25 protein-coding genes are annotated in these 20,590 nt (G+C 72.8%); 15 read left to right on the top strand and 10 right to left on the bottom strand.

The genetic code is table 11. The features are described 5' to 3' along the window. Nucleotides 1-77: 77 nt before the first annotated feature. Together AC1DT4_RS14685 and AC1DT4_RS14680 are read right to left on the bottom strand one after the other, a co-directional pair. The gene (locus AC1DT4_RS14685) at nt 78-590 is read right to left on the bottom strand and encodes a tetratricopeptide repeat protein (protein ID WP_477090535.1); all 513 of its coding nucleotides are present in this window, start codon (nt 588-590) and stop codon (nt 78-80) included. Between the two features lie 99 nt (nt 591-689). Further along, nucleotides 690-845, bottom strand: a complete 156-nt coding sequence (locus AC1DT4_RS14680) for a hypothetical protein (protein WP_477090534.1) — start codon at nt 843-845, stop codon at nt 690-692. 158 nt (nt 846-1,003) lie between these two features. Between AC1DT4_RS14680 and AC1DT4_RS14675 the strand changes: the two genes are divergently transcribed. After that, nucleotides 1,004-1,480, top strand: coding sequence for a PPOX class F420-dependent oxidoreductase (locus tag AC1DT4_RS14675; RefSeq protein ID WP_477090533.1), 477 nt, complete (start codon nt 1,004-1,006; stop codon nt 1,478-1,480). Nucleotides 1,481-1,555: 75 nt separating this feature from the next. After that, the gene (locus tag AC1DT4_RS14670) at nt 1,556-2,254 is read left to right on the top strand and encodes a VOC family protein (protein WP_477090532.1); all 699 of its coding nucleotides are present in this window, start codon (nt 1,556-1,558) and stop codon (nt 2,252-2,254) included. 134 nt (nt 2,255-2,388) lie between these two features. Here AC1DT4_RS14670 and AC1DT4_RS14665 read toward each other — a convergent pair whose 3' ends face one another. After that, nucleotides 2,389-2,829: an Hsp20/alpha crystallin family protein gene (locus AC1DT4_RS14665; RefSeq protein WP_477090531.1), complete on the bottom strand. Its 441-nt coding sequence runs from the start codon at nt 2,827-2,829 to the stop codon at nt 2,389-2,391. A gap of 242 nt (nt 2,830-3,071) precedes the next feature. Between AC1DT4_RS14665 and AC1DT4_RS14660 the strand changes: the two genes are divergently transcribed. After that, nucleotides 3,072-4,304: a PP2C family protein-serine/threonine phosphatase gene (locus tag AC1DT4_RS14660; protein WP_477090530.1), complete on the top strand. Its 1,233-nt coding sequence runs from the start codon at nt 3,072-3,074 to the stop codon at nt 4,302-4,304. A 34-nt stretch (nt 4,305-4,338) separates the two neighbouring features. On the opposite strand, the gene AC1DT4_RS14655 is transcribed toward AC1DT4_RS14660, so the two are convergent. Beyond that, nucleotides 4,339-4,467: a hypothetical protein gene (locus tag AC1DT4_RS14655; RefSeq protein ID WP_477090529.1), complete on the bottom strand. Its 129-nt coding sequence runs from the start codon at nt 4,465-4,467 to the stop codon at nt 4,339-4,341. 312 nt (nt 4,468-4,779) lie between these two features. On the opposite strand from AC1DT4_RS14655, the gene AC1DT4_RS14650 reads away from it, so the two are divergent. After that, nucleotides 4,780-5,157, top strand: a complete 378-nt coding sequence (locus AC1DT4_RS14650; RefSeq protein ID WP_477090528.1) for a hypothetical protein — start codon at nt 4,780-4,782, stop codon at nt 5,155-5,157. Nucleotides 5,158-5,286: 129 nt separating this feature from the next. Next, nucleotides 5,287-6,621, top strand: coding sequence for an NAD(P)/FAD-dependent oxidoreductase (locus tag AC1DT4_RS14645; RefSeq protein ID WP_477090527.1), 1,335 nt, complete (start codon nt 5,287-5,289; stop codon nt 6,619-6,621). A gap of 33 nt (nt 6,622-6,654) precedes the next feature. On the opposite strand, the gene AC1DT4_RS14640 is transcribed toward AC1DT4_RS14645, so the two are convergent. Continuing rightward, on the bottom strand, nt 6,655-7,608 hold the full coding sequence (locus tag AC1DT4_RS14640) for a PAS and ANTAR domain-containing protein (RefSeq protein ID WP_477090526.1): 954 nt from the start codon (nt 7,606-7,608) through the stop codon (nt 6,655-6,657). Nucleotides 7,609-7,924: 316 nt separating this feature from the next. On the opposite strand from AC1DT4_RS14640, the gene AC1DT4_RS14635 reads away from it, so the two are divergent. Further along, nucleotides 7,925-8,236 carry a hypothetical protein gene (locus tag AC1DT4_RS14635; protein WP_477090525.1) on the top strand — a complete coding sequence of 104 codons (312 nt, stop codon included), beginning with the start codon at nt 7,925-7,927 and terminating at the stop codon, nt 8,234-8,236. Here AC1DT4_RS14635 and AC1DT4_RS14630 read toward each other — a convergent pair. The 5 genes from AC1DT4_RS14630 to AC1DT4_RS14610 all read right to left on the bottom strand — a co-directional run bounded on the left by AC1DT4_RS14630 (nt 8,219) and on the right by AC1DT4_RS14610 (nt 12,266). Beyond that, nucleotides 8,219-8,395, bottom strand: a complete 177-nt coding sequence (locus AC1DT4_RS14630; protein WP_477090524.1) for a DUF2188 domain-containing protein — start codon at nt 8,393-8,395, stop codon at nt 8,219-8,221. The genes AC1DT4_RS14635 and AC1DT4_RS14630 overlap by 18 nt on opposite strands. A 16-nt stretch (nt 8,396-8,411) precedes the next feature. After that, nucleotides 8,412-8,558: a hypothetical protein gene (locus AC1DT4_RS14625; RefSeq protein ID WP_477090523.1), complete on the bottom strand. Its 147-nt coding sequence runs from the start codon at nt 8,556-8,558 to the stop codon at nt 8,412-8,414. Between the two features lie 52 nt (nt 8,559-8,610). After that, nucleotides 8,611-9,279, bottom strand: coding sequence for an acetate uptake transporter family protein (locus AC1DT4_RS14620; RefSeq protein WP_477090522.1), 669 nt, complete (start codon nt 9,277-9,279; stop codon nt 8,611-8,613). Nucleotides 9,280-9,372: 93 nt separating this feature from the next. Beyond that, entirely contained in the window at nt 9,373-9,813 is a 441-nt protein-coding gene (locus tag AC1DT4_RS14615) for a hypothetical protein (RefSeq protein WP_477090521.1), read from the bottom strand. Beyond that, nucleotides 9,810-12,266: a molybdopterin oxidoreductase family protein gene (locus AC1DT4_RS14610; RefSeq protein WP_477090520.1), complete on the bottom strand. Its 2,457-nt coding sequence runs from the start codon at nt 12,264-12,266 to the stop codon at nt 9,810-9,812. The genes AC1DT4_RS14615 and AC1DT4_RS14610 overlap by 4 nt, the downstream gene beginning before the upstream one ends. Before the next feature lie 274 nt (nt 12,267-12,540). On the opposite strand from AC1DT4_RS14610, the gene AC1DT4_RS14605 reads away from it, so the two are divergent. The 9 genes from AC1DT4_RS14605 to AC1DT4_RS14565 all read left to right on the top strand — a co-directional run bounded on the left by AC1DT4_RS14605 (nt 12,541) and on the right by AC1DT4_RS14565 (nt 20,588). Beyond that, entirely contained in the window at nt 12,541-13,512 is a 972-nt protein-coding gene (locus AC1DT4_RS14605) for a carbohydrate ABC transporter permease (RefSeq protein WP_477090519.1), read from the top strand. Next, a complete protein-coding gene (locus AC1DT4_RS14600) occupies nt 13,512-14,447 on the top strand; it encodes a carbohydrate ABC transporter permease (protein ID WP_477090518.1) in 936 nt (311 codons plus the stop codon). The genes AC1DT4_RS14605 and AC1DT4_RS14600 overlap by 1 nt, the downstream gene beginning before the upstream one ends. A 215-nt stretch (nt 14,448-14,662) precedes the next feature. After that, on the top strand, nt 14,663-16,027 hold the full coding sequence (locus AC1DT4_RS14595) for an ABC transporter substrate-binding protein (RefSeq protein WP_477090517.1): 1,365 nt from the start codon (nt 14,663-14,665) through the stop codon (nt 16,025-16,027). Between the two features lie 4 nt (nt 16,028-16,031). Then, nucleotides 16,032-16,787 (top strand): histidine phosphatase family protein, encoded by a 756-nt coding sequence (locus AC1DT4_RS14590; protein WP_477090516.1) that lies wholly within the window; start codon nt 16,032-16,034, stop codon nt 16,785-16,787. After that, entirely contained in the window at nt 16,771-17,634 is an 864-nt protein-coding gene (locus AC1DT4_RS14585; protein ID WP_477090515.1) for an NAD(P)H-hydrate dehydratase, read from the top strand. Before AC1DT4_RS14590 ends, AC1DT4_RS14585 begins: the two co-directional genes overlap by 17 nt. Nucleotides 17,635-17,836: 202 nt before the next feature. Next, nucleotides 17,837-18,571: a GAF and ANTAR domain-containing protein gene (locus AC1DT4_RS14580; protein WP_477090514.1), complete on the top strand. Its 735-nt coding sequence runs from the start codon at nt 17,837-17,839 to the stop codon at nt 18,569-18,571. Between the two features lie 306 nt (nt 18,572-18,877). Continuing rightward, entirely contained in the window at nt 18,878-19,591 is a 714-nt protein-coding gene (locus tag AC1DT4_RS14575) for a hypothetical protein (RefSeq protein WP_477090513.1), read from the top strand. Next, complete coding sequence (locus AC1DT4_RS14570) at nt 19,588-19,998, top strand: phage holin family protein (RefSeq protein ID WP_477090512.1); 411 nt, start codon at nt 19,588-19,590, stop codon at nt 19,996-19,998. Before AC1DT4_RS14575 ends, AC1DT4_RS14570 begins: the two co-directional genes overlap by 4 nt. Beyond that, nucleotides 19,995-20,588: a DUF3618 domain-containing protein gene (locus tag AC1DT4_RS14565; RefSeq protein ID WP_477090511.1), complete on the top strand. Its 594-nt coding sequence runs from the start codon at nt 19,995-19,997 to the stop codon at nt 20,586-20,588. Before AC1DT4_RS14570 ends, AC1DT4_RS14565 begins: the two co-directional genes overlap by 4 nt. The last annotated feature ends 2 nt before the right edge of the window (nt 20,589-20,590 follow it).

Here is a 20,590-nt window from a genome sequence, read left to right as displayed (position 1 = left end):
CAGGCCGGCGCCGGGCTCGTCGCCGCCTCCCGGACCCTGCCGGGCGCCGACGCGATCGCCGCCCGCGCCGCCATGGGCTACTCGTCCGGCCTGCCCACCTCCAGCCACCGCGCCAGGCCGCCGAGCCCGACGGCGTAGCGGCCCAGGTCGGTGGCGTCGGGGTGGTTGGTGATCACGGTGAGGAGCTGCGCCACCGCGCCGTCGGTCCTGCCCGCCTCCGCGAGCGTCAGTGCCAGGAACACCCGGACGGCGTCGGACTCCGGGAACTGGGCTCGCGCCCGCTCGAGCACCGCGACCGACTCGTCGAGCCGACCGAGCCATCGCAGCGTGCTGCCGTACTGGCACAGGCACCGGCGCAGGTCGTCGCCGTCCAGGCCCAGCGCGAGCGCCCGCTCGTACCGGACGGCGGCCTCGCCCTCGCGCCCGGCCGTGTCGTAGGCACCGGCGACCTCGAACACCAGCACGGGGTGATCAGGGTGGTCGGCCAGCAGTCCCTCGAAGTACGCGATGGTCGGCGCCATGTCGTCCCGGTCGCGCCGGGCGTACCCCAGAGCGATGGCATCCCGCAGGTCCTGGGTGAGCTCGTCCACCCGCGGATCCTGTCACGACCCGCAGGGATGGAGCTGGACCGGGGCTCGCTCAGCAACCCGGTCGATGAACCGGCGGGTCCACCGACCGGGGCTGACGCGTTACGCCCGGGTGCGACCGCGGCTGACGATCCACCCGATGAGGCTGATCACCAGGAGGGCGATGCCGATCCACAGCAGCACCTTTGCTGCCGTGACAGCGACGCCGAGCACGATCATGACGACACCGACGATGATGAGAATCAGCCACAGAGCCATGGTGAGGCCTCCCTGACGGCGACGACCGCGGTCGGACGTCGACGGCGTTGCCCGGCCATGTCTTGACCGGACAATCGAATGGTCGACCTCCGAGCGCCGATCCGCACGCTGAACTGCGACAAGAGGTCGGGGTGCGGCCGAGCGCCTAGCGTGTGGCCATGCCTCGATCCATCGCCACGACCCGTCCCGTCGACCTCGACGGCCTGCTCGACTTCGTCACCGACCGGCACCACATGGTCCTCATCACGACGCGCCAGGACGGTCGACCCCAGGTCTCCCCCGTGAGCGGCGGTGTGGACCGCGAGGGGCGCCTGGTGATCTCGACGTACCCCGGACGGGCGAAGGCGATCAACGTCGAGCGCGACCCCCGCGTCAGCGTCTGCGTGCTGTCCGACGACTTCGGCGGCGCGTGGGTCCAGGTCGACGGCGACGCGCAGGTGCTGCACATGCCGGAGGCCGAGGACGCGCTGGTGGAGTACTACAGGTGCATCGCGGGCGAGCACCCGGACTGGGAGGAGTACCGCGCCGCCATGCGGCTGCAGGGCAAGTCCCTCATCCGGGTCACACCGACGCGGTGGGGCCCCGTCGCGACCGGCGGCTTCCCCGCCGACGTCGCCGCACGCCTGGACGGCTGACTCACCCGCGGCTCGCACGCTCGACGACGAAAAAACCTCGTGCGGGACGTCGCGCGTCCCGCCTAGCGTGCGTGGGTGGCTTCCCGCCTGACCGCCCTCGCCCTCGACGCCGACGACCCCGCCCGCGTGGCGGGGTTCTGGGCCGGCGTCCTGGGGCGCGACCCCGTCGAGGACGCCCGCGGCGCGCTCGTGCCCGGGACAGACACCCAGCTCGGCCTGCGGTTCGTCGGGAGCCGCGCGCCGAAGGTCGGCCGGGACCCCATGCACCTGCACCTCACGAGCACCAGCCCGGCCGACCAGCAGGACACGGTCGCCCGACTGCTCGGGCTCGGCGCGAGCCACCTCGACGTCGGACAGCGCCCGGACGAGGGGCACGTGGTGCTGGCCGACCCCGAGGGCAACGAGCTGTGCGTGATCGAACCCGGCAACGCGTTCCTCGCCGGGTGCGGCTTCCTCGGCGAGCTCACCTGCGACGGCACCCGGGAGGTGGGCCTGTTCTGGTCCGCCGCGCTGGGTTGGCCCCTCGTGTGGGACCAGGACCGGGAGACCGCGATCCAGTCCCCGCTGGGCGGCACGAAGGTCTCGTGGGGCGGTGAGCCGGCGCCGACCACGCCGCGGACGAACCGCCAGCGGTTCGAGCTCGCCCCGGTCGCTGGCGACCGGGGAGCCGAGGTCGTCCGACTGGTCGCGCTCGGGGCGACGCTCCTGGCGCACGCCGACGGCGTCGCGGTGCTGGCCGATCCCGACGGCAACGAATTCTCTCTCCGCGAGTAGCGGACGTGCGGGACCGGATCGAGGCGCGACGACCCCGCCGACGGCAGGGCGCGGAGGTCCGGCTCGCCCGCACAGGGCGTCCCTCGCCTCGGACCGGTGCTCTCGCTGCCCGGCGCGCCCCTGCCGTCGCAGCATCAGGCGGTGGCGTCGGCCCCCGAGGTGATCTGGGAGGCGTCGCCGGCGTGCTGCACCTCGATGCGCCGCGGCTTCGCCTCCTCGGCGACCGGGATGCTCAGCGTCAGGACCCCGTCGGCGTACGTCGCCGAGATGGCGTCCAGGGCGAGCCCCCGGCCCACGCTGAGCTGTCGGGCGTAGGTGCCGGTCGGGCGCTCCTTGGCCAGCCACTGCGCGTCACTCTCGGTGTGCGCGGTCCGCTGAGCGCGGATCGTCAGCGTCCGGTCCTCCACGTTCACGTCGATCGATCCGGGGTCGACGCCCGGCAGGTCGACGTGGAGCACGTAGTGGTCACCGGAGCGGTACAGATCGATCGGCATCGTCGCCGACGACCGGTCGGCGGCGAGCATCTGACCGAACAGCCGGTCGATCTCCTGGAACGGGTCGAATCGGGTAGCCATGACCCTCACCTCCCTCGCGTCACGGCACCGGCACGTCCGGTGCCCGGGTGCTGTCCGGATCCTCTCCGGACTGGCTACAGCAGAAGAATTAGCACTCTCGACCGGAGAGTGCCAGTCATCCGCGGGGGCCGTTCACCCCCGGCGAACACGGGTCGTCGCGTCGCGGCGCGGGCCGCGTGCGCGAAACGTAGGGTGAGCATGCGGGCAGCCCTCCGACGTGCCGGCCCGCGGAGGGTCGGCCCATGGACTGGAACCACCACCTCGGCTCCGGCGTCACGCGTCCGCTCGCCGCCATGACGACCCTCCTGCGCCAGACGCACCTGGCACCCCCGGACCTCCTCCCCACGGCCGTCGCCGAGGCCGCCGCGCACCTCGGGGCCCGGGTGACCGTCTACCTGGCGGACTACACGCAGAGCGTGCTCGTGCCGATGGCGCCGTCGACCTCCGAACGCCCGCCCGACCTGACCATCGACGGGACGCTCGCAGGACGCGCCTACCGGATGATGGCCGCCCAGACGTCGACGACCGACGACGAGCCCGTGCTGTGGATGCCGATCATCGACGGCCTGGAGCGGCTGGGCGTGCTCAAGATCGTGGTGCTCGACCCGGGCGTGCTCGAGGACCGGGCGTTACGCCGCCAGTGGTGGTGGTTCAGCCACTACCTGGGCCACCTCGTGTCCGTGCTCGACATGTTCGGCGACGCCATCGACGCCGTGCGGCGTCGTCAGCCGCGCAGCCTGTCCGCCGAGCTCATCTGGCAGCTGCTCCCGCCGCTGACGTCCGGGACCGACAAGGTGCTGGTCAGCGGTCGGCTCGAGCCGTCGAGCAACGTGGGCGGTGACGTGTTCGACTACGCGCTCTCCGACGACGTCGCCCAGTTCGCGATCCTGGACGCCACCGGGCACGACCTGCGCTCCGGCCTGGCCGCGGCGTCGGCGCTCGCCGCCTACCGGAACGCGCGCCGACAGGGGCACGGCCTGTTCGAGCAGACGGAGTCGATCCACCGCACCATCCGCGACGAGTTCGGCGGCCGGATGTACGCGACCGGCGTGCTGGGGAGGCTCGACCTGCACACCGGGCGGCTCCGGTACCTGTCGGCCGGGCATCCCCCGCCCTTGCTGCTGCGCGGCGGGCGCGTGGTCAAGACGCTCGACGACGGCCACCGCCCGCTGCTCGGGCTGGACATGCGCGAGGCCACCATCGCCGAGGAGTCCCTCGAGCCGGACGACGTCGTCGTCCTCTTCACCGACGGGATCACGGAGGCGCGCGACCAGGACCACCAGTTCTTCGGCCTGGACCGGCTCAAGGACTTCATCGAGCGCGAGGCGTCCGAGGGCATCCCGCTCCCCGAGCTGGTGCGCCGTGCCTGCCGTCGGATCCTCGACTACCAGAACGGCGTGCTCCAGGACGACGCGACGATGCTGCTGGTCCAGTGGACGACCACCGGGCAGGCCTACCTGGAGCCGACCCGCTGACACTGTCGGGCCCTGTCGGGCCGCCCGGGCACGATCAGCGCAGGAACGACCGGGTCTTGGTCGCGGTCGTCTCGACGACCCGCAGGCCGCGGGACCCCAGGGTCGGGCCCGCCTGCTGTCGCTCGACCCGCTCCGCGAGCCTGCGGGCGATCGATGCGACCACGGGAAGGAGGATGGCAACCACGACGAGGAGCCGCAGTCGGCGGAAGATGAGAGCCCACATCGGTGCCTCCGGTGATCGGTCGGCGGCCGACGCCCGCTTCCCGACGTCGACCCCCATCGTCGGACACCCGCCGTGCGACCGCACGCGGGACGTCGACCTTCTCGCCGGTCGGTGCCATGATCGAGACGACGAGCCGACCCGTCCGTGGCCGGCGCGCCGAGCCGGGATCCAGAGTCGCGGTCCGTGGGCACCCCCCGGGAGCGCGCGATGCGTGGGACGACTCACAGCCAACCGGACTCGACGGGTCGGGGCGTGCCGGCCCACAGCGAGCGATCTGCACCGCTCCCGGCAGCCGTGCCGCCGACGTGGACCGTGCCGGCCCGCGGCGGGCACGTGACCGTGCGCGTCACCGACTTCGACGAGCGGTCGGCGCCCCAGATCTCCGCGCGGGACCATCTCGGACGGTTCCTCGTCCTCCTGGACCGCGGTACGACGTGCCGGGTGCGCGTCACGACGATGAACGGCGAGCTGCTCGGGCACCTGCCGGTCAAGTGGAGCCACGTGATCGAGAGGGAGCTGGCGCGGTGCCAGGGCCGTGGTGTCGCGGCGGTGGCCCGGGCCGCGCTCTGCGGGCGCCGGGACGAGCACGACCTCTACGTGCTCCTCGCCTGGCCGCGCCGCCGCCCGTGAGGGCATCTACGGCCGTGGTGGGGCGGCTGCGCCGGGTGCGTCGCCCGGCCCGCCATCGCATAGTGGTCCGACCGGTGGAGCGGACCGTGGAGCCCTCGCGGCCACCGCGCCCCGACGCGAGGAGTCCGCATGGCCCGGCCCACCACGCTCCACCACGTCGTCATCGTCGGCTCAGGGTTCGGGGGTCTGTTCGCCGCTCGAGCGCTGGCCCGGCAGCCCGTCCGCGTGACGCTGCTCAGCGCGACGAACCACCACCTGTTCCAGCCGCTGCTGTACCAGGTGGCGACGGGCGTGCTCTCGTCGGGAGAGATCGCCCCCGCGACGCGCGACGTGCTGAAGCGGCAGAAGAACGTGCGGGTGCTCCTCGGCGCGGTCACGGACGTCGACCTCGACCGGCGCGAGGTCGTGTCGCAGAGCCCGCTCGGTGAGCTGCGCACCGGGTACGACAGCCTGATCGTGGCCGCCGGTGCCGGCCAGTCCTACTTCGGCAACGACCGGTTCGCCGAGCACGCGCCGGGCATGAAGAGCCTGGACGACGCCCTGGAGGTCCGTGGCCGGATCCTGGGCGCGTTCGAGCTCGCCGAGATCGCGCCCGACGAGGCGACCCTCGACCGGCTCCTCACGTTCGTCGTGGTGGGTGCGGGCGCCACCGGGGTCGAGATGGCGGGCCAGATCGCCGAGCTCTCCCGCCGCACCCTGCCCGGGACGTTCCGGCACATCGACCCGTCGCGAACCCGCGTCGTGCTCGTCGACCCCGTCCCGCAGGTGCTCCCGGGCTACAGCGACAAGCTCTCCCGCGCAGCCGCCACCCGGCTCGAGCAGCTGGGGGTCGAGGTCCGGATGGGCACGAAGGTCGTCGACGTCGATGCCGACGGTGTCGAGCTGGAGGACACCGAGGGTCACCGCTCCCGGCTCGAGTCGGCGTGCAAGATCTGGGCCGCGGGCGTCGGCGCCCCGCCTCTGGGCCGCACGCTCGCCGAGCGGTCGGGGGCGCAGACCGACAAGGCGGGGCGGCTCCACGTCGAGGCCGACTGCACGCTCCCGGGACACCCGGAGGTGTTCGTCGTGGGCGACCTCATGACCCTGGGCGGCTACCCGTGGGTCGCGCAGCTCGCGATGCAGAGCGGGGCGTACGCCGCCGACCAGATCGGCCGACGGGTCCGCGGCGCCGACCCCGCCCCGCCGTTCCGCTACCGCGACAAGGGCATGATGGCGACGGTCGCGCGCTTCCACGCCGTCGCGCGGATCGGCCGGTTCGAGACCGCCGGTCTGCTGGCGTGGCTGCTCTGGCTCGGCGTCCACCTCGTCTACCTCGTCGGGTTCAAGAACCGTCTCTCGACGTTGATGCACTGGGCCGTGAGCTTCGTCGGGCGCGACCGCGCGGAGCAGGCCGCGACCTGGCAGCAGGTCGTCGGGCGCAACGCCCTGCAACGGGCCGGCGAGGAGCGGATGGGCCTGCCGTGACGGTCGCCGTCACGCCGCCGGGTGCCCGGTCGCTCAGGATCGCGCCGCGAGCTCCGCGGCGGCAGGGGCCGAGCGGTCGTCGTGGACCAGTCCGGCGCGCGACGGGACCAGCACCTGCATCGTCACGTTGCGGGCGCGCGCGCGGCGCTGTGCCGCGGCGAGGACGAAGGAGGCGACGGGACCCAGGTGGTCGACCCCGCGCAGGTCGACGACGACGTCGCGGTCCTCGGCCTCGGCCATCAGCCGACCTAGCGCATGGTGGAGCTGAGCCATCGACGTGACGTCGACGGTGCCGGAGACGCGCAGCACGGGGGTCCACGCCCTCCGCTCGAGCGCACAGCCGAACTCCGGGTGCGCGACGGTCTGGAGCGGCAGCTCGACGTCGCGCATGGCCGCGATCACGAGGTCGTCGACGGTCGACCGCAGCACGGCGTCGGCACCACCGGCCGCCCGGGCGGCCTCGACCAGCCGTCCGGCGAGCACCCGGAGGCGAACGTTGCTCTGCTGGGACGCCCACCGCAGGATCTCGAACGCGGCATCGTCGTCGATCCCGTAGACGAGCATCAGCATGCCCTTGGCCTGGTCGATCGCCGCGTGCGACTCCAACGCCGTGGTCAGCTCGGTGTTGACCGCCTCCGCGACCGTGCGCCGCTGTCGTTCGCTGTCGTCGACCAGCACGCCCCACACCGTCGCGCCCACCTCGGCCGAGACCGGCGTCAGCGCGAGGACGACGTCGCGCGTGTGGCCGCTCAGGTCCACCAGCCGATAGTCGCAGCCCACGGGTTGGCCACCCGTCGCGATCTCGTCGAGAGTGGCCGCGACCCGGTCACGGTCCCCGGGGTGCACGTGGCTCAGGAAGAGTGCGCGCGTCGGGACGACGTCGCCGGGCGACATCCCGTGCAGGGCGAACATGCAGTCCGACCAGGTCCAACGCGTCTCCGTCGGCGAGTAGCCGAATCGTCCGACCGCCAGTGTCGAGGTAGTCACAGGATCCTCCCTGCGCGGGGCCACAGGAGCGGAGCCTCCACGCCGAGGCCCACCGCCGGACCCGGGAGGCCGCGAGGTCGACCAGTGACCGGGCCGACCAGTGCGTGCTCGCGACGGCAGATTATGTCGCCCGGCGCGCCTGCGCGAGAGGAACGGGGAATCGGACGAACCGCGTCGGGAGGCGTCCTCGGCGCGCACGCCTCGACGGCAGGGACGACGATGGATTCGGTCGCGAAGGACGTCATGGAGCGGCGCCCCTCCTTCGCCCGCAGCGGCGCGGACATCACCCCCGACGGCTCCCCCAGGCCGGTGGGACATGACCCTCGGTACACCCGCGCAGGTCCTCGCTGAGCTGCTCGGGGTCCTGGTGCGCGACCTCGACACGACCGACCTGTTCGCCGACCTCGTCCACGACGCGGCACGGCTGCTCACGGTCGACGCCGCGGCTCTTCTCGTCACCGACGGCAGGCACGGGCTCGAGCTTCTCGTGGCGACATCGCACCGCGCCGCCGAGCTCGAGGTCGATCAGGTGCGTCGCACCGCGCGGCTCGACGAACTCGCTCTCGGCAGGCAGGGCTGCCGGCCGTTCGGCGTGCGCGGCGCCGTCCTGTCACCCGCGGGGCCGTGAGTCGTCGTCCACCACGTGCCGCGACCCGCGGGCGTCCGCCGCGGCGCGGCCGGCCTCCTCGGCGTCCTCCCGGCGCAGGAACCCGCCGTCGACCGGCTCCCCGTCCACCTCGTTGATCCAGACGCCGTCCCGGTGGACGGTGTGCACGTCGCTCCTCATGGTCGGACCTCCTTGCTCAGGCCTGGATGATCGGGCCGTGCGCGTCCGGGTTCGCCGGGCCGTCGACCGCCGGCGGGCCGTCCTTGCGCTTCCCGTCGGGGAGCCCGTCGAGCTCGTCGGGCAGGTCCGGGACGTCGTCGTCGCGCGTCTTGTCCTGGTCCATGGGTCTCTCCTTCTCGTGGTGATGGCGACGGCCGGGCGGCCGCGCCTGACGTTCACAGCTGGGGCCGCACCCCGGCCTCGTGCCTCACCCCCGACAGGTCCGCGCCGTCGAGGGCCGCGAGCCCGTCGCCTCGGCGCGCGACGGGCAGGACCGTCTCGTGCCGAGCGTCCTCGAGCTCGAACGCCAGGGCCGCGTACAGCGCCAGCGCGGCCAGGACCAGCCCGATCGCACCGGCCAGGGTGGTCCACGTCGCCGAACCGGTGAGCTGGACGAACCCGGTCACCGCGAAACGGACCGCGCTGAGTGCCATCACCGCCGCGGCGAGGAGCTTGCCCGTCGCCGCGGCCGCGGGGACGAGCATCGCGGCGGCCGCGCAGAGCAGGAGCACCCCGAGGCCCGGGGCGTGCGATCCGGGCGCCGCGCGCACGGTGACGAGGCCGACGGCCGCCCAGGTCCCCGCCAGGACGCCCATGCCGGTCCCGGCTCCGGGGTCGCGTGCCAGGAAGCCCAGCACGCTGGCCAGCAGCTGGACCGGCACGGTGAAGGCCAGGATGCCGAGCGCGACCACCTGACCCTGGTCGGGCGGGACCCAGCCGAGCTGCACCGCGCTCATGCACGTGGTGGCGACGACGAGACCCAGGAAGCCGAGCGGCAGGGGCGTCGCGATCGGGCGGACCACCACCCTGACCTGGTCGGGCGAGAGGTCGGACGGTGCCGGCATGGTCGCCTCCCGGGAGGTCCGACACGATGACGCGCTCTGCCCGACGCCGTGCTCCATCGTGCGCCCCGGCGACGGGCGTCGCACTTCGGTGGGCTAGCGCGACAGGACCTGCGGTGCCGACTCCTTGATGGTCGCGCGCAGCCAGGTGACCTGCCGGCCGACCTGCCCGGAGCACCGCTCGACCACACCCAGCAAGGTCAGGTCCCGGGTCGCGCGCGCCGCCTGCCCGATCGCCTCCCAGTCCGCCGCCACGCCGCAGGCTTCCTGGTACACCGCCCGCACGTCCTGCAGGAGCGCCAGACCGGGGTCGTCCCCGTCGGCGGCCGGCGGCACCCGCCGCCCGCTCGCGTCACCAGGCACCGGTCGACCCAGCCCGTCGATCGCCGCGACGTGGTCCCGCGACCACTGTGCGAGGTCGCGGGCGACGTGCGCGACGTCGTGGTCGTCCGCATGCCGGTCGGCGAGCTGGTCGAGGGAATCGGCGAGGCCGGCCTCTGCCGAGCGCGTCCAGGCGAGGACGAGGTCCAGGTTCACGAGTCGACTCCCTCCACCCGCTCGAGAACGTCGGCGGCCGGCCCGCCCCGCGTCGACGCGACGCCGTCGGTCACGGGAGCGGACGCCCCCGTCGTCGGTGCCGGGGCCGGCGCGCCCCCGCCTGCGGCCAGCCGTCGGACGCGCGCCTTGCCCGCCTTGAAGAGCGGCTGCTTCGAGACCGGGTCCCACTCGGTGCGCGTCAGCTCGTTCGCCGCGCGCCCGGCCCCTGCGGGTCCGGTCCCGCTCCCCTCGTCCCAGTAGCCGTAGTGGAAGGGCAGGAACACGACTCCGGGCCGGATCCCGGTGACCCGGACGGCCGCCTCGACCGTGCCGCGCGGCGTCCGGATCTCGGCGCGGTCCCCCTCCGCCAGGCCCAGCTCGCGGGCGTCGGACGACGAGACCTCGACCCAGACGTCCGGCGCCGCCGCCTGCAGCTGCGGCGCACGCGCGGTCTTGGTGCGCGTGTGGAAGTGGTAGAGCGTCCGGCCGGTGACGAGCGACAGCGGATAGCCCTCGTCGGGCGGCTCGTGCGGAGGGACGTACTGCGCCGCCTTGAGCATCGCGCGGCCCTCCGGGTTGGTGGCCCTGTACTGGGTCGCGTCGACCGGAGCACCGGTGAACAGATCACGACCGAACGTCTCGCACGCGTCGGGAGCGGCCCAGAACCCACCGCGGTCGTAGAGCCGCTCGGTTCCATCGGGTGCGTCCTCGGTGCACGGCCACTGGATCCCGCCCACCGAGCGCAGCGCGTCGTACGACAGGCCGCTGTAGTCGCACGGGCGGCCGGTGCTGCACCGCTTCCACGCCTCGAAGGCCTCCTCGGGCGCCCGCCACCACACCAGCGGGTCGCCGTCGCGGTCGGTCAGCCCCAGTCGCCCGGCCACCTCGACGAAGATGTCGAGGTCCGACCGCGCCTCCCCCGGCGGGTCGATCGCGCGCTCCGAGAGGTGCACCGTGCGGTCCGCGTTGGTGAACGTCCCGGTCTTCTCGGCCCAGGCCGCGGCGGGCAGCACGACGTCGGCCAGCCGGGCGGTCTCCGTCAGGAAGATGTCCTGCACCACGAGGAAGAGGCTGTCGCGGGCCAGTACCGACCTGATCCGGCCCAGCTCGGGCAGCGAGACCGCCGGGTTCGTCGCCTGGACCCAGAGCATGCCGATCGAGCCCTGCTCCGCGTGCTGGAAGATCTTCATCGCGTGCGTCGGCGGTCCGTGGTGCGGGATCCGGTCCGGCTCGACGTTCCAGAGGCTCGCGAGCTCCGCGACGTGATCGGGGTTCGCCCAGTTGCGGAATCCCGGCAGGTCGCCGTTCGCGCCGCACTCGCGGGTGTTCTGCGCCGTCGGCTGCCCGTTCATCTGGAGCACGCCCGCGCCCGGCCGGCCGAGCATGCCGCGCAGCAGGTGGACGTTGTTGACCTGCACCGCCGCGGCCGTGGCCTGGTGCGACTGGTAGAAGCCCTGCAGGACGGTCGACAGCAGCCGCTCGGCGGACCCCAGCAGCTCTGCGGCTGCGCGCACGAGGCCGGCGTCCAGCCCGCAGATGTCGGCGACGCGGTCCACCGGGTAGTCCTGCAGCACGGAGACGAGATCGGCATACCCGATCGTGTGGCTGTCGACGTAGGTCCGGTCGACCCAGCCGCGGGACACGATCTCGTGCAGCAGCCCGTTCATCAGGGCGAGGTTGGTGCCGGGTCGTGGCGCGAGGTGGACCGTCGCAGCCTGAGCCACGCGCGTCGGGCGCGGGTCGACGCACAGGACCGCGGGCGGGTTCGGCCCGGCGAGGCGGTCGAGCATGCGGCTCCACAGCACGGTCTGCGTCTCCGCGACGTTGTGCCCGTAGAGCGCCAGCACGTCGGCGTGGTCGACGTCGGCGTACGAGCCCGGCTGCCCGTCGGAGCCGAATGACTCCTTGAGCGCCTCGGCCGCCGTCGCCGTGCAGAGGCGGGTGTTGCCGTCCAGGTGCGGCGTCCCGATGCCGGCTCGCGCGAGCACCGCGAGCGTGTAGTACTCCTCGAGGAAGAGCTGGCCCGAGGTGTAGAAGCCGATGCTGCTGGGTCCGCGCTCGTCGAGCAGTCGCTGCGTCGTGGCCACGACCCGGCCCAGGGCCTCGTCCCATGACGCCTCGACCAGGTGTCCGCCGTCGCGGACGAGCGGTCGTCGCAGGCGGTCCGGCGAGGCGTTGGCCTGCCAGCCGAACAGGTCCTTGGGGCCGAGCCGGCCGTGGTTCACGCGGTCGGACGCCCGGCCGCGCACCCCGACGATCCGGCCGCCACGCACGGCGATGTCCATCGCGTCGCCGTTGGAGTGCAGCACCGACGCGCTGGGCACCCACCGCTCGACGTCCTCGGCGGCGACCCCGTCCTCGAGGAACGTGTCCACACGCACGGGCCACCGGGTGCCCGGACCGTACGGGGTCCGCGCGCCCCACGGTTCGGCGATGCGGTCGCGGACGGTCATGAGGTGCTCCTGCAGGGCAGCCGGGCACCCGTGGTACCCGTGTCACGCCGCCGTCTTCAGCGTTCCGAGCGTCTCACCGCGACGGTCGGGCCACCACCCCGAGCCCCGGCACGCTGTCCGAGCGCACCCGGCGTGCCTATCCAGGCACCGGTTGCGGTGCGTCGGGGCCGGGGTTACGTTCTCCGCCACGTGGCCCAGGCCACGCGCGACGGTCAAGGCACGGCCACTCGACGGATGCGGCAGCGCGGGGCTGCCACCTCGAGCGGAGGTGCTCATGGCGCAGCTGAGTCTCCGGCCGTCTCCGGCCCTCCAGGGCGGTCCGCAGCCCTCCACCGGCGCCGTTCGATCGGCGCGGTTCCACCGCCGAGAGGCGATCGCGGGATACCTGTTCATCTCGCCGTGGATCGTCGGCTTCCTCGTCTTCACGGCGGGCGCGATGATCTACAGCCTCGTGATCTCGTTCAGCCACTACAACCTCGCGACGAACACGGCGCGGGCGGCGGGCGTCGAGAACTACCGCCAGCTGGTCGAGGACCCGCGCGTCGCCACCGCGCTCGGGAACACGCTCTTCTACGCCCTCCTGGCCGTGCCGATCGAGATCGCGTTCGCGCTCTTCCTCGCCTCGCTGCTCAACGGGGTCGGCCGGGGCGCCGGCGTCTTCCGGACGATCTTCTACCTGCCGAGGATGACGCCGGTCGTCGCGACGGCGGCCATCTTCTTCCTGCTGCTCAACGGCAACACGGGCGCGGTCAACCAGTTCCTGGGCGTGTTCGGCATCGAGGGTCCGCAGTGGCTCGTCGACCCGACGTGGATCAAGCCGTCGATCGTCCTCATGCAGCTGTGGGCCGTGAGCGGGACCATGGTCATCTTCCTCGCCGCCCTGAAGAACGTGCCGCGCGAGCTCTACGAGGTCGCGTCGCTGGACGGTGCCGGGCCGGTCCGTCGGTTCTTCAGCATCACGCTCCCGATGATCTCGAGCGCGGTCTTCTTCAACGTGATCGTGCTGACGATCGCCGCCTTCCAGGTGTTCGACTCCGCATACCTGCTCTTCTGGCGCGACCAGTCGAACGCCTCGCCCGAGGCGTCACTGTTCTACGCGGTGTACCTGTTCCAGCAGGCGTTCCGGCAGTTCAACTTCGGCTTCGCGGCCGCCATGGCGTGGCTCCTGTTCGCGATCATCCTGCTCGTCACCTTCGTGCAGATGCGGTTCGGCAACCGCCTCGTCTACTACGAGGGAGACCGCTGATGGCCACCATCCCGATGGCCGGTTCCCGGCCCGTCCAGCCCGCCGTGCTGACCACCGTGCCCCAGACCGCACCGCCCCCGGCGCAACGCGGACCCGGTCGCCGGTTCGGGCGAGTCCTGCTGTGGCTGCTCCTGGCCGCGTTCACGCTGTTGTTCCTCTACCCGTTCGCCTGGCTGCTGGCGGCGAGCCTCAAGGGCCGCGGCCAGGTCTTCGACAACGCGCTGTGGCCCAGCGAGTTCCACTGGGGCAACTACGCCGAGGTCTGGCACCAGCTGCCGCTGCTGAGCTGGATGTTCACCAGCATCGCCATCGCCACCCTCGCGGCCGTGAGCGTCGCCCTGTCCAGCTCGATCGTCGCCTTCGGGTTCGCGTACTTCCGCTTCCCGGGGCGTGGACTGCTCTTCGGGCTCGTCCTCGCCACGATGATGCTGCCCGGCGCCGTGACCATGATCCCGATCTACCTGATCTGGAAGAACCTGGGCGCGCTGGGGACGTGGATCCCGTTGTTCGGCGCCAACCTGTTCGGCTCGGCGTTCTACATCTTCCTCCAGCGGCAGTTCTTCCTCGGGCTGCCCCGCGAGCTGTTCGAGGCCGCCCGGATCGACGGCGCCAGCTACTGGAAGATGTTCTGGAAGGTCGCGATGCCGCTCTCGATCCCGTCCTTCGTCATCGTGCTGCTCTTCGAGTTCCAAGCCAGCTGGAACAACCTGCAGGCGGGCCTGATCTACCTCAACGCCGGCAGCGTGTCGGGGTTCACGGCCCCGCTCGGCATCGCGTACGCGATGACGAAGTACAGCCCGACCGCAGGCGGCCAGGGCGACTACCAGTACGTGATGGTCGCGTCCCTGCTGGTCACGCTGCCCATGCTGCTGCTGTTCGCCTTCGGGCAGCGGTACTTCATCGAAGGCGTGGCGACGACGGGGCGCAAGGGGTGACTCGGGATGCGCCCGACCACCAGCGACCTCACCCTGAGGTACCAGCGGACCCGCCCAGTGGTGCGGAGCGCCGCCCGGCGTCGAGATGACGGCGCACACCACGCCGGACCCCGACCATCCGCTCTGCGCGCTCGACGCTGCGCGACCGGAATCGGCAACGGCATTCGCCCGGACCTCGACGACGAGATCTGGGACTCGGAGGGACTCTCATGAGGATGAGGCAACGAGTCGTCGGCGTCGCGCTGGCTTCCGCCACGCTCGCGGTGGCCGCCTGCAGCTCAGGGTCGGGCGGCACCGCCACCACGGCCAGCACCGACTTCAGCGGCACGCCGGGCGGCACCATGAACGGCTGGGCGTTCGACAACGCGGACGACGTCGGCACCTCGCGCATGGACTATGCCGCGGACCAGCTCGACGGTGTCACCGTCAAGCTGGACCAGACGGCGTTCGACGCGCAGAAGTTCACCACCCGGCTGGCGGGAGGCGACGTGCCCGACGTCGTGCAGATGGACCGGCGCTACGTCACGACGTACGCGGCGCAGAACCTGATCATGCCGCTGGACCAGTGCTTCGCCGCCCACGACGTGGACCCGGACACCCAGTGGTACCCGTTCGTCGTCGACGACGTCCGGTACCAGGACAAGGTCTGGGCGGTGCCGCAGTTCTACCAGCCACCCGCGATCCTCCTGAACAAGAAGGTCATGGACGCAGCGGGGGTGACGGACGACCAGATCGACACGTCGAACCCCGACACGCTGCTCGCGGCGATCACGGCGATGTACAAGGAGGGCGGCGGCAACCCGGCCACCCTCGGCTTCGACCCGGTGGCCACGGGCCAGGCGGGTCTGTGGGTCCTGGGGATGGGCGGCAAGCTCACCGACGACGACGGCAAGCCCACGCTCGACGACCCGTCGAACGAGGCGGGTCTCGAGCTGCTGAAGAAGATCACCGACGCGCAGGGCGGCTTCGCCAAGGTGAAGAGCTTCACCGACTCGTTCGACACGTTCGGCGACAACAACCAGTTCGTCGCCAGCCAGGTGGGCGCGCAGGTGGACGCGCAGTGGTACCCGAACGTCCTGTCGCCGTACCTCGACTCGATCCAGCTGGCGGCGGTGCCGTTCAAGGACAAGGACGGCAAGCCGTTCTCCGTGGCGTCCGGCACCGCGTTCGTCATCCCTGCCGGTGCCAAGAACCCGGACGCCGCGTGCGCCTGGGCCCTCGACCTCACCAGCCTCGAGGCGTGGCAGGCGGCCGGCGAGGCCCGCTCCGCGACGCTGAAGGAGAACGGCGGGCTCAGCACCGGCCTCTTCACCGGGTCGCCCGAGGCGGACAAGGCGCTGCGGGAGAAGTTCGTGGTGCCGACGGGCAACGCCGGCTTCGACCAGGTGATCTCGACGTACTACGACGTGCTCGGGTACGGGAAGACGTTCGGGTCGTCACCCGCCGGCCAGGACATCGAGAGCGAGCTCAACAACGCCGTGACCGCCACCCTGCTCGGCGACAAGTCTGCGTCCGAGGCGCTGGCGGACGCGCAGGGCGCGGCACAGCGCGCCTACGACAACGCGACCGCGGGAGGCTGACGGTGTGAACCGACCCCACGACCCGTCCGGCGTCCGCGAGCTCGTGCTCGTCCGGCACGGCGAGAGCGCCGGCAACGTCGCGGCGGCAGCGGCCGAGCGCGCGGGTCTCGAGGTGATCGACCTCGAGACCCGCGACGCGGACACCCCGCTGTCACCCCTCGGCGCGGAGCAGGCGGCGGCGCTCGGCACCTGGCTGGAGGGGCAGGCCGGAGACGACCATCCCGACGTGGTGTGGTGCTCTCCGTACGTGCGCGCGGTCCAGACGGCGTCCATCGCGCTGCAGGAGGCCGGCTCGACGCTCGCCCTCCGGCAGGACGAGCGGCTCCGGGACCGCGAGCTCGGCATCCTCGACCTGCTCACGACGGTCGGGGTCGGCGCCCGCTATCCCGAGGAGGACGCGCGGCGGCACCACCTGGGCAAGTTCTACTACCGCCCACCGGGCGGCGAGTCGTGGGCCGACCTGGCACTTCGGGTGCGGAGCCTGCTCGCCGACCTCGACCGTGTCGAGGACGGGCGCCGCGTCCTCGTCGTGGCGCACGACGCCGTCATCGCGACCATCCGCTACGTGTGCGAGGGGCTCTCCGAGCGCGAGGTGCTCGACCTGGCGCGACGGTCGCCCGTCCGCAACGCGGCGGTGACCCGGCTGGTCCGCCTCGCAGACGGGTGGACGGCGACCGTGGTCAACGACGACGCCCACCTGCGCCGGGAGGACACCCCGGTGACCGCGCACCCCGGAGACCCCGATGTCCACCCGCGCTGAGAGCATCACCCCCGCGTCCCTGCGGAGCTGGCCGCTGCCGGAGCTCGCGGGGTCGAAGTACGGACGGGGTCAGGTCGTGGTGGTCGGCGGGGCTCGGTCGAGCCCGGGGGCGGCGCTCCTCGCGGGCACGGCCGCGCTCCGGGTCGGGGCCGGGCGCCTGACCCTCGCGGTCGCCCGTTCGGTCGCCGTCGCGTCGGCTGTCGCGCTCCCGGAGTCGGGCGTCCTCGGGCTGCCCGAGACGGAGGCCGGGGCGGTCGACGGCACCGGGACCGAGATCCTGAGCACCGACCTGCACGATGCCGACGCCGTCGTCGTCGGGCCGGGCCTGGACGACCCCGAAAGGACGATCGACCTGCTCCGGGCGCTGGTACCGCAGCTCGGGCGACGGGTGCCTGTGCTCCTCGACGCGTTCGCGCTCGGGATCCTCACCGACGTCCCGGACGTGTCGGAGAGCCTTCGCGGCCGGCTGGTCCTGACCCCGAACCCGAAGGAGGCCGCGGCACTCCTCGACGACGCCGAGCCCGACGACGGCTCGAGCCTGCGGATCGCCGAACGGTTCGACGCGGTCGTGTCCTGCCGCGGCACCGTCGCCGCGCCGGACGGCCGGACGTGGGTCGTGTCGACGGGCGAGGAGGGCCTCGCGACGTCGGGGAGCGGCGACGTGCTCGCCGGCGCGCTCGTCGGGTTGCTCGCCCGCGGCGCCGACCCGGCTCAGGCGGCCTGCTGGGCCACGTACCTGCACGCGGCGGCCGGCGACCGGCTCGCCGCGCGCGTCGGACGGGTGGGGTTCCTGGCCCGGGAGCTCCTCGACGAGCTCCCGGCGCTCCTGACCGAGCTGTCGGCCTGACCTCCGGCGGCGCGCCGCCCGCCGTCGGTCGGCACGGAATGCGGGCTTTCGGGCGACGGGCGGCGTACCGTCGAGGTGCCAGGGTGAGGAAGCCGCGCTGGTCGGTCAGTGATCGAGGCGTGATGGAGAATCTGGCTCGCGGCACGCAACGGCGCCGATGCCGACCGGGCACCGGTGCGGACGCACCCCGGAGTCCGCGGCCATGAACGAGGCGCAGCGCATCGTGGCGATCACCGAGCTGCAGACCCTGCTGCTGGGCACGGCCGGTGTCGAGGACTTCGTCGAGGGTGTGGCGCGTGCCGCGGCCCGACACGTCGGGACGGCGACCTCGGCCACCATCACGCTGCGACGTGACGGCCGTCCGACTCTCGTCGGCGCGAGCGACCCGCGTGCCGCGATGTGCGACGAGGTCGAGTACGCGGCCGACGACGGCCCGTGCCTGACGTCGATCGAGACGGGGCAGATCGTGCACGTTCCCGACCTGTCCGTCGAGACCCGCTGGCCCGCATGGCGCGTCGCCGCGTGCGACAGCGGGTTCGCCTCGGCCGCCGCGCTCCCTCGCGAGGTGCGCCCCGGCGTGCACATCGCTCTGAACCTGTACGCGGCCGGCGCGCACGCCTGGGACGAGCCGGCGATCGCGATCGCGGACATGTACGCCGACGAGATCTCCCGGACGGTCGCCCTCTGCCTTCGCAGCACCGACCAGGTGGAGCTGAACGCCGACCTGCGGGCCGCCCTCGTGTCTCGCGCGGTGATCGACCAGGCCATCGGCGTCGTCATGGCCGAGAACCGCTGCACCGCGGACGAGGCTCTGGCGATCCTGCGCAGCGCCTCGCGGCACCGCAAGGTCAAGCTGCGCGAGGTCGCGGCGGTCGTCGTCGAGGCCGTCACCGGAAGCCCTCCGCGCGAGCGTGACACCTTCCGCCAGCGCGCGTAGGTACCCGGCCGTCCCCGGGTGGCGCACCTGGGAACGCTGGCTTAGCGTCCGTAGTGCTGGTCGAGAAGGTGGGCCGGCAGACCGTCGCCCGGGACAGGACACGTCGCCGGGGACACGGGCAGGTGTGCGGAGCAGCGCACCGCGGACAGATCTACCCCCGGGAGCGCGCTGAGCGCCCCGCCCCCCATGCGGACGGCCGCGGCAGAAGGCTCGCGACGTCGTCGACCCCACGAACGGCACCGCTGCGCGCTGCCGTGCTGGCTCGACGACTCCGCTCCGTCAGACCACAGGAGACGAGTCGACACCATGACTGAGAACTACAGCAGCACGTACGCACGCACGGACGGCGAGCCGACGCCGGCCAGCACGACCGACACCGCCAAGGAGCAGGCCGCCAACCTCAAGGACAAGGCGACCGACGCCGGCGGCCACCTGCTCGGGGAGGCGAAGTCCGAGGCCGCCGCGGTCACGCAGGAGGCGCGGCGCCAGCTCGGCGACCTCTGGTCCCAGGCCCGCACCGAGGTCGCGCAGCAGACCGGCACCCAGCAGAGCCGGCTCGCCGGCGGCCTCACGTCGGTCGGCGGCCAGCTGACGCAGATGGCGGCGGCGCCGAGCGAGCAGAACCTCGCCACGGACATCGCCCGCGAGATCGGCGACCGGGTCACGTCGATCGGTCGCTGGCTCGACGAGCACGGCCCCGACGAGGCCCTCGACGAGGTCCGGAGCTTTGCCCGCCGCCGCCCCGGCACGTTCCTGGTCCTCGCCGCCGGGGCCGGAGTCGTCCTCGGTCGCCTGACCCGCGGGCTCAAGGACGCCCCACCGGCAGCGACGGCGATGCCCACGACAAGGTCGGCCACGACCGCCCCCACGCCGGTCTACACCGAGCCAGGTCTCGCGACCGAGCCCGGACCGGCCACCGACCCGGGCCTGCCCACGGCGCCCGGCTTCACCAGCGATCCGGGCCTCGTCGCCGAGCCCGACGTGCCGGTGCCCAGCGCGACGTGGGGGGACCAGCGATGACCGACCCTCTGGACGCCCCTCCGCGTCAGTCGGTCGGCGACCTGCTGGGCGACGTGACGCGCGACATCTCCACGCTCCTGCGCCAGGAGGTGGAGCTGGCCAAGGCCGAGGTCCGGCAGTCGGCCAAGGAGGCAGCCAAGGGCGGCTCGCTGTTCGCGGGTGCCGCGGTGGCCGGGCACTTCGTCCTCCTGTTCCTGTCGATCGCCCTGTGGTGGGCGCTCGGCGACGCCATGGACAGCTGGGCCTGGTCCGCCGTAGTCGTCGCCGTGGTGTGGGCGATCGTCGCCGCCGTGCTCGCCCTGCGCGGCCGCGCCGCGTCCCAGCGCGTCACCGGGCTGCCCCGGACGACCGACTCCGTCAAGAAGATCCCGAACGCCCTGCAAGGTCACGAGGAGAAGAACTCATGAGCACCGACCCCGACCAGATCCGCGAGGACATCGAGCGCACGCGCGCCGAGCTGAGCTCGGACGTGGACGCGCTGACCGACAAGGTGAGCCCCACGCAGGTGGCCCAGCGACAGGCCGACAAGGTCCGCGACGCGGTCTCCGACGTCAAGGACAGGGTGATGGGCGGCGCGGACGCTGCAGGCGCGAAGGCGGCCGGCGTGAGCGACGCGGCGTCCGAGCTGCCGCACGCGGCGAAGGAGAAGACCCGCGGCAACCCGCTCGCCGCGGGCCTGATCGCCTTCGGTGCCGGCTGGCTGATCTCGTCGCTGCTGCCCAGCACCCGCCAGGAGCAGCAGCTCGCGCAGTCCGCCAAGGAGCAGGCCGCCCCGCTGGTGCAGGAGGCGAAGGACGCCGCCCAGGGGCTCGCGGACCAGCTGCGCGAACCGGCGCAGGAGGCCGCCGCGGCGGTCAAGGACCGCGCGACCGAGGCCGGCAGCACGCTGCGGGACGAGGGCAGGTCGGCCGCCGCCGACCTGCGCTCGGACGCCACCGAGGCGACCGACAACGTCCGCGGCGCGCACGCGGCGGGCGACGACCGGCCCGGCTACTGAGA

The organism is Cellulomonas sp. P4_D11 (genome assembly GCF_056401915.1).
The sequence above is the reverse complement of the archived record's forward strand: the minus strand, read 5'-3'. Positions and strand labels throughout refer to the sequence as shown.